The organism is Thiococcus pfennigii, assembly GCF_016583835.1.
Lineage (GTDB): Bacteria > Pseudomonadota > Gammaproteobacteria > Chromatiales > Chromatiaceae > Thiococcus > Thiococcus pfennigii.
In genome coordinates this window covers 25,208-32,051 of the sequence record NZ_NRRW01000040.1, presented here as the reverse complement: position 1 = coordinate 32,051, position 6,844 = coordinate 25,208, and the positions used below count along the sequence as shown (strand labels likewise).

General features: G+C 68.5%; 5 protein-coding genes and 2 pseudogenes. 6 read left to right on the top strand and 1 reads right to left on the bottom strand.

Annotation, left to right across the window (positions count from 1 at the left end):
- Positions 1–128 (top strand): annotated as a pseudogene (locus CKO41_RS19145) (alternative ribosome rescue aminoacyl-tRNA hydrolase ArfB); the annotation flags it as partial.
- A gap of 104 nt (positions 129–232) precedes the next feature.
- Here CKO41_RS19145 and CKO41_RS12880 read toward each other — a convergent pair.
- A complete protein-coding gene (locus tag CKO41_RS12880; RefSeq protein WP_200254960.1) occupies positions 233–856 on the bottom strand; it encodes a hypothetical protein in 624 nt (207 codons plus the stop codon).
- Between the two features lie 846 nt (positions 857–1,702).
- Here CKO41_RS12880 and CKO41_RS12875 point away from each other — a divergent pair.
- From CKO41_RS12875 to CKO41_RS12855, 5 genes and pseudogenes are all read left to right on the top strand, one after another.
- Complete coding sequence (locus CKO41_RS12875; RefSeq protein WP_274607609.1) at positions 1,703–2,791, top strand: pilus assembly protein PilM; 1,089 nt, start codon at positions 1,703–1,705, stop codon at positions 2,789–2,791.
- Positions 2,792–3,355 carry a PilN domain-containing protein gene (locus CKO41_RS12870; RefSeq protein ID WP_200254962.1) on the top strand — a complete coding sequence of 188 codons (564 nt, stop codon included), beginning with the start codon at positions 2,792–2,794 and terminating at the stop codon, positions 3,353–3,355.
- Positions 3,356–3,419: 64 nt separating this feature from the next.
- Positions 3,420–3,878: pseudogene (locus CKO41_RS12865) on the top strand (type IV pilus inner membrane component PilO); the annotation flags it as partial.
- Positions 3,879–4,044: 166 nt separating this feature from the next.
- Positions 4,045–4,563, top strand: coding sequence for a pilus assembly protein PilP (locus CKO41_RS12860; RefSeq protein ID WP_200254966.1), 519 nt, complete (start codon positions 4,045–4,047; stop codon positions 4,561–4,563).
- A gap of 19 nt (positions 4,564–4,582) precedes the next feature.
- Positions 4,583–6,787 (top strand): type IV pilus secretin PilQ, encoded by a 2,205-nt coding sequence (locus tag CKO41_RS12855; protein ID WP_200382573.1) that lies wholly within the window; start codon positions 4,583–4,585, stop codon positions 6,785–6,787.
- Positions 6,788–6,844: the final 57 nt, after the last annotated feature.

The following is a 6,844-nucleotide window of genomic DNA, read 5'->3' as shown; positions in this document are numbered from 1 at the left end:
GCGCCGGCCGCGCCCCGACCCCGCGTAAGCCAACCCGCCCGACCCGCGCGGCGAAGGAGCGACGCCTCGCCGGCAAGCGTCAGCGCGCCGCGACCAAACGCCAGCGCGGGACGCCGTTCGACGACTAGTACAGCAGTGCGGATGTTCCGAGACCGCCTCCAACGACTATCGTTGTCGACGATCGGACTACGATTAGGACAACGAACAGCCTCGGGATTTCTGAAGTGCTGCACTAGTCGCCCGGGTGCTCGGCGTCGCGGATGAGGCGCTCGACCTCGGCGAGGTCGGCGCCGCGTTCCGGGCGCTCGCTCACGGCGTCGAGCGGTGGGTCGCGGCGCGACTGGACCGGGAGGACGACGAGTTCGACCGGGATGTCGCCGGCGACGAAGTGAAAGGCCGGGTGCACCGCGCGCCGGCCGCCGGCGTAACACAGGGTGCGCTCGCGCTCCTGCCAGGGGATCGCCTGGTCGAGCAGGATCAGGATCACCTCCTCGGGGCCCTCGGCGAAGAGGTACAGGCGTACCCCGGTGCTCGCGTCCGCGGTGCCCGTGAGGGTCGGGCCGACGAGGCGCGGTGCGAAGGCCGCGAACAGCCGCATCGCGCCCAGCGCGTGGCCGCGCAGCCGACGCAGTTCGGTGCGGTGCGTCGCCTGTGGGTCGAACAGGCGACGCTGCTGGAGCAGCGCATCCTGGATCTCGTCGTTGCGCGGCCAGCTGCGCCGGTCGGTGACCCCGAGGCGGGAGGCCGCCTTGCGGCGGGCCCGCTCGAACTCCTGCTCACCTTGTTCGGCCATGATGCGCGCCGCCTCATAGGCCAGGTGTTGCCTCTGGATATCGCTGCGACGACTCGCGCCCATGGTCTCTCTCCGTCCAGCCGGTCTCGCCCGTTGGCGGGACCCGGGAGGGGCGGACCGATTCGGCGCCTCCCGGGCGGGGCCGCGGCCCCGGTGTTCTCAGCGCCTGGGGGGTCGATCGGCGCCGCGGGGCGCGCTGCCCAGGGTCTGTGCAGACCTCCCGCCGGGTCGGGCGATCGATCCGTGCTGCATCCTAGAAACGGCAGTCGACCGCTTCATCATCGCTGGAGGGGCGCCTCGAAAAATCCAAGGTCCCCGGAAGCCGGTTGGAACCGCAACGAGGCCCTATATGGGGCCGGCTCACCCGCTCGGTGAAGGTCGCGCGCGGCGCACCTCGGGCACCGTCCAACGGCCGTTCTTAGGTTGATGGCCCATGAGTACCGCATTCGGGGGCGCGGACTCAAGGGGTGCGCGGCGACTCCGAGGCTGCCATCGGGCGGCGGCGCCGCGCACCGAGGCCAATGCCCATGGCCTGCTCGGGGGCAGGTGCGGGATCCCCCATCGGTCGGCGTCTGCAGGGTCGTGGCCTCGGTGGGCGTCGCCGCGCCCCACGCAACTCGCGGGCCTGCGACATGGTCACTGGCGGTCGAGGCGGTTTAGTGAGAGCATTAACCCTCGGCGAAAAGGTTAATGCGCGTCTGGCGCTGAGACCTCGTCGGTATCCAGCTCGAAGGTCGCGATCGCCCTGGGGCCGCGCCGGGAGGCCCAGCGAGAGATCGGCCGGAGCCCCATTTTCGGTCGCCTAGCGGACTGAGAATGGCGCAGAGCGATGGTGGTATCGTCGCTCTGTGCCTTGAAGAATGCCGGGAAGGTGATTTTTCGAGGTCCCCTCTGGTAAACGGATTGCTGATGAGAATTCCAGACCTGCAGATGTTCGGCCTAGGGCGTAAGCCGTCGTCGATGCTTGGGATCGACATCGGCACGACAGCCGTCAAGCTGGTCGAGTTGTCGCGGCCGAGCGCGGGGACCGACCCCTATCAGATCGACCGCTACGCGGTGGAGCCCTTGCCGGTTACGGCCATGTCGGAGAAGAAGATCGCCGATCTGGATGCCGTCGGCCAGGGCATCGCGCGCGCGGTGCGCCGTTCTGGCACCAAGTCCAAGCGCGCCGCGGTGGCCATCTCGGGCTCGGCCGTGATCACCAAGGTGATCGCGATGTCGAGCGCCCTGAGCGAGGCGGAGATGGAGGGGCAGATCCAGCTCGAGGCCGATCAGTACATCCCCTTCCCGCTCGAGGAGGTCAACATCGATTTCGATGTCCTCGGGCCTTCGGCGACGCCGGGGATGGTCGATGTCCTGCTCGCCGCCTCGCGCCGGGAGAACGTCGAGGACCGTGTCGCCGCCTTGGAGGCGGCGGGCCTCAAGGTCGAGATCGTCGACGTCGAGGCCTACGCGTTGGAGAACGCCTGCGCCCTGATGCTCGGCGACGAGACCAAAGGGGCCTCCGAGCAGGTCGTCGCCGTCGCCGACATCGGCGCGATGACGACGACCCTGCACGTACTCCACAAGGGGCAGGTCGTCTACAGTCGCGAGCAGAAGTTCGGCGGGCTCCAGCTGATCAACGAGGTGCAGCAGCGCCTCGGCGTGCCGCGCGAGGAGGCGACCGCCAAGGTGATCGCCAACGACCTGCCCGGGGGTTATCAGGCCGAGGTCATCGGTCCCTTCAAGGAGGCGGTGGCGCAGCAGATCGGCCGAGCCCTCCAGTTCTTCTACTCGGCGACCACCTACACGCGGGTCGATCGGATCCTCCTCGCCGGTGGGGGGGCGAGCCTGTCCAAGCTCGATCGGCTGGTCGAGGAGCGCCTGGGCACCCTGACCCGGGTCGCCAACCCCTTCGAGCAGGTCGCAATCCCGAAGGACTTTCCGGTCGCCGCCCTGAATCGCGATGCGCCGGCGCTGGTCCTGGCGGTCGGCCTCGCCCTGCGGGGGTTCATCTAGATGGCCCGGATCAATCTCCTCCCCTGGCGCGAAGAGCGCCGCGAGCAGCGTCGGCGCGCGTTCCTGGTCCTGATCGGCGCCGCCGTCGGCGCGACCCTGTTGGTCGGCATCGTCAGTCACATCCAGATCGAGCACATGATCGGCAACCAGCAGGCGCGCAACGGCCACCTGCAACAGGAGATCGCCAAGCTCGACCGGCAGATCCGCGAGATCAAGGCCCTCGAGGAGACGAAGGCCAGGCTGTTGGCACGGATGGACGTCATCCAGCAGTTGCAGCGAAGCCGCCCCGAGATCGTGCACCTCTTCGACGAGTTGGTCGCGACCATCCCGGACGGGGTCTTCCTGACCAGCATCGATCAGGAGGGTGGCGGCGTCGTCCTCGAGGGGCGGGCCCAGTCCAACGCCCGGGTCTCGGCCTTCATGCGCAACATCGAGGCCTCCGGCTGGGTCGGCAATCCGTTGCTGCTGCTGATCGAGAACAAGGAGAAGACCGGCGATGGCCTCAGCCGCTTCCGGCTCCGGCTGGAGCAGCGCCGACCCAACGGACAGAACGCCGCGGCCTGAGCCCTCATGGCCAGGGACGCGCGAGCGAGAGATGGCCTCAACCCGCTAAAGGCTCCGGCAGGCTATGGATCTGAACATCGATCTCAATGATCTCGACCTCAACAACTATGGTGAATGGCCGGCCCTGATCAAGGGGATCGCGATCGCCCTGGTCGTCGCCGCCGTCGGCTTCGGCTGGTACCACTTCCACACCCAAGGCCAGATCCAGCGACTGGAACAAGAGCAAAGGCGCGAGCCGGAGCTGAAGGCCGCCTTCGAGACCAAGCAGCAGCGGGCCGCCAATCTGGACGCCTACCGCCAGCAACTGGCCGAGATGGAGGAGTCCTTCGGGGCCATGCTGCGCCAGCTCCCGGATCAGACCGAGGTCGCCGCGCTGCTCGTCGACGTCTCCCAGACCGGTCTCGCCGCGGGTCTGGTCTTCGAGTTGTTCCAGCCGGAGGCGGAGCAGGCGCGCGATTTCTACGCCGAGTTGCCGATCCGTATCCGCGTGACCGGCCTCTACCACGACTTCGGGCGCTTCATCAGCGGGCTCGCCGCGTTGCCGCGGATCGTGACGATCCATGACGTCGACATCCAGCCGCTCGGGAGGGGGGGCGCAACCAGACGGCCGGCGCCGGCGATCCGGGCGAACGCCTGGCCCTCGACGCCACGCTCAAGACGTACCGCTATCTGGAGGAGGGGCCGTAGCCATGAGGCCGTCCCGTGCGATCATCCCCATCGCCATCCTGCTCGCCCTCCAGGGGTGCGGCAGCGCCGACATACCGGAGCTTCAGGGCTATGTCGCGAAGGTCATGGCCCGCCCGCCGGGCCCGATCGAGCCGCTGCCCGAGATCCAGCCGGTCGAGACCTTCGCCTACGAGCCCCACGAGCGGCGCAGTCCGTTCGACAGCGGGCAGCGCCCCGAAGAGGAGGTCGCCCGCCCGGCGAGCGGCCTGGCCCCGGACCCGCTGCGCCGCAAGGAGGAGCTCGAGCGCCATCCGCTCGATGCCCTGCGCATGGCCGGCACCCTGCGCCAGGACGAGGCATTCTGGGCGCTGATCCAAACCAAGGACGGCGTCCTCCACCGCGTGGGCGTCGGCAATTATCTCGGCCAGAACAATGGCCAGATCACTCGCATTACCGAAGACGAGATTCAGCTCACCGAGATCGTCCCCGACGGGATGGGCGACTGGCGCGAGCGCCAGGCGGCGATCGCGCTCGACCAATAGGCTGGAGGTTATTTTCACGATGCACAGGCCCCGCTTTCCGCTCCCCCTCCGGTCCGCCGAGGCACGGGTGCACGCCACGGCTCGGCTGCTGCTGCCCCTCCTCGCGCTCCTCTGCGTCGGTGCCGCCGCAGCGGCCCCTGTCCTGCAGGACGTCGAGTTCGCGTCCCTGCCCGGCAACCGGGTCCAGGTCGACCTGCTGTTCTCCGAGGCGACGGCGCCGCCGGAGACCTTCTCGACCGACTCGCCGGCGCGTATCGCGCTCGATTTTCGCGGGGTGCGGAACGGGCTGGAGGCGAGGACGGTCCCGATCCGCCTCGGTGCCGTGCACAGCCTGGCCGCTGTCGAGGCCGGCGAGCGCACCCGCGTCGTCCTGAGCCTCGACGAGTCGATGCCCTATCAGGTCACGACGAAGGGTGATCGGGTCGCCATCGCCCTCGGCAGCCAGCCGCCCCCACCGCCGTCGGCCGCCGCCCCCGCCTCCGGTGCGACCGCGAGTGCGGCGCCGGCCACCCGCGCCTCGCGGGCGACGGCGGCCCAGCCCGTTACCGCCGGCGGCGCGATCCGCGACATCGATTTTCAGCGCGGCGCGGCCGGCGAGGGCCGCGTCCTGATCCGGCTGCCGAGCCCGGCGACCCGCATCGCCGTGCGCGAAGAGGGCGGCCGCGTGATCGCCGAGTTGGTCGACACCGAGCTGCCGCAGCGGCTGCTGCGGCGGCTCGACGTCACCGACTTCGCCACCCCGGTCGTCGCGGTCGAGTCGCGCCCGAAGGGCCGCAACGTCGAGGTCGCCGTCGAGACGACAAGCGATTACGACTACCTCGCCTATCAGGCCGACGACCTCTTCACGCTCGAGTTCCGCGCGCTGACCCCGGCCGAGAAGGAGGAGATGCAGCGTCGCCAGATCGTCTATTCGGGCGATCGCCTGTCGCTGAACTTCCAGGACATCGAGGTGCGTGCCGTCCTCCAACTCCTCGCCGACTTCACCGACTTCAACCTGGTCGCGAGCGACACGGTCGCCGGCAACATCACGCTACGCCTGAAGAACGTCCCCTGGGACCAGGCCCTCGACATCATCCTGAAGACCAAGGGCCTCTCCAAGCGCCAGGTGGGCAACGTCATCATGGTCGCCCCGACGCCGGAGATCGCCGCCCAGGAGGAGCTGGAGCTCAAGTCGCAGCAGACGATCGAGGAGCTGGCCCCGCTACGCTCGGAGTTCGTCCAGGTCAACTACGCGAAGGCCAGCGACTTCGCGGCCATGATCAAGTCGGCCGAGAACAATCTCCTGTCGGAGCGGGGCAACGTCTCGGTCGACCCGCGCACCAATACGCTGATCCTGCGCGACACGGCGCGGAACCTCGAACAGATCCGCGGCCTCGTCCAGCGCCTCGACATCCCGGTCCGCCAGGTCATGATCGAGTCGCGGGTCGTCATCGCGAGCAACGACTTCGCCCGCGATCTGGGCGTGCGATTCGGCTTCAGCCGCTGGCAGGGCAACGAAAAGACCGGAAGATTCAACGAGATAACTGGTGGCATGCCCGGCGCTATCTCCGGCACGGACACTTTGGGGCCGACCTGGCCCGGCCTGATCACCATCGATGACGAGGCGAACGACGTCGAGGATTCGGTCCCCCTGATGGTCAATCTGCCGGTCAATGACCCGTCCGGGGCCGTCAACTTCCTGATCGGCAAGGTCGGCTCCTACCTGCTGCAACTGGAGCTCTCGGCGATGCAGCGCGAGGGTCGCGGCGAGATCGTCTCCAGCCCGCGGGTCATCACCTCCGATCAGCACAAGGCGACGATCAAGGTCGGCCAGGAGATCCCGTATCAGGAGAGCGCCGGCGCGAGCGGCGCGACCTCGGTCTCGTTCAAGGACGCGGTGCTCCAGCTCGACGTGACCCCGCAGATCACGCCGGACGACCGGATCATCATGGAGCTCAAGGTGAACAAGGACAATGCCGACTACGGCAACGTCCTGAACGGCGTGCCGCCGATCGACACCCGCTCGGTCGAGACCAAGGTCCTCGTCGACAATGGCGAGACGGTCGTCCTCGGTGGGGTCTTCGAGCGCGAGAAGAGCCTCGCCCGCGAACAGGTCCCGTGGCTCGGCAATGTCCCGGTCCTCGGTCACCTCTTCCGCACGACGGCCAGGACCGACAACAACAGCGAACTGCTGATCTTCGTGACGCCGAGGATCCTGAAGTCGGATCTCGCGGTCAATTACTGATCGGACGCCCCCGGCCCGGGCCGCCCGTCGGGCGGTCCCGACTTGCCCGGGCCGAGC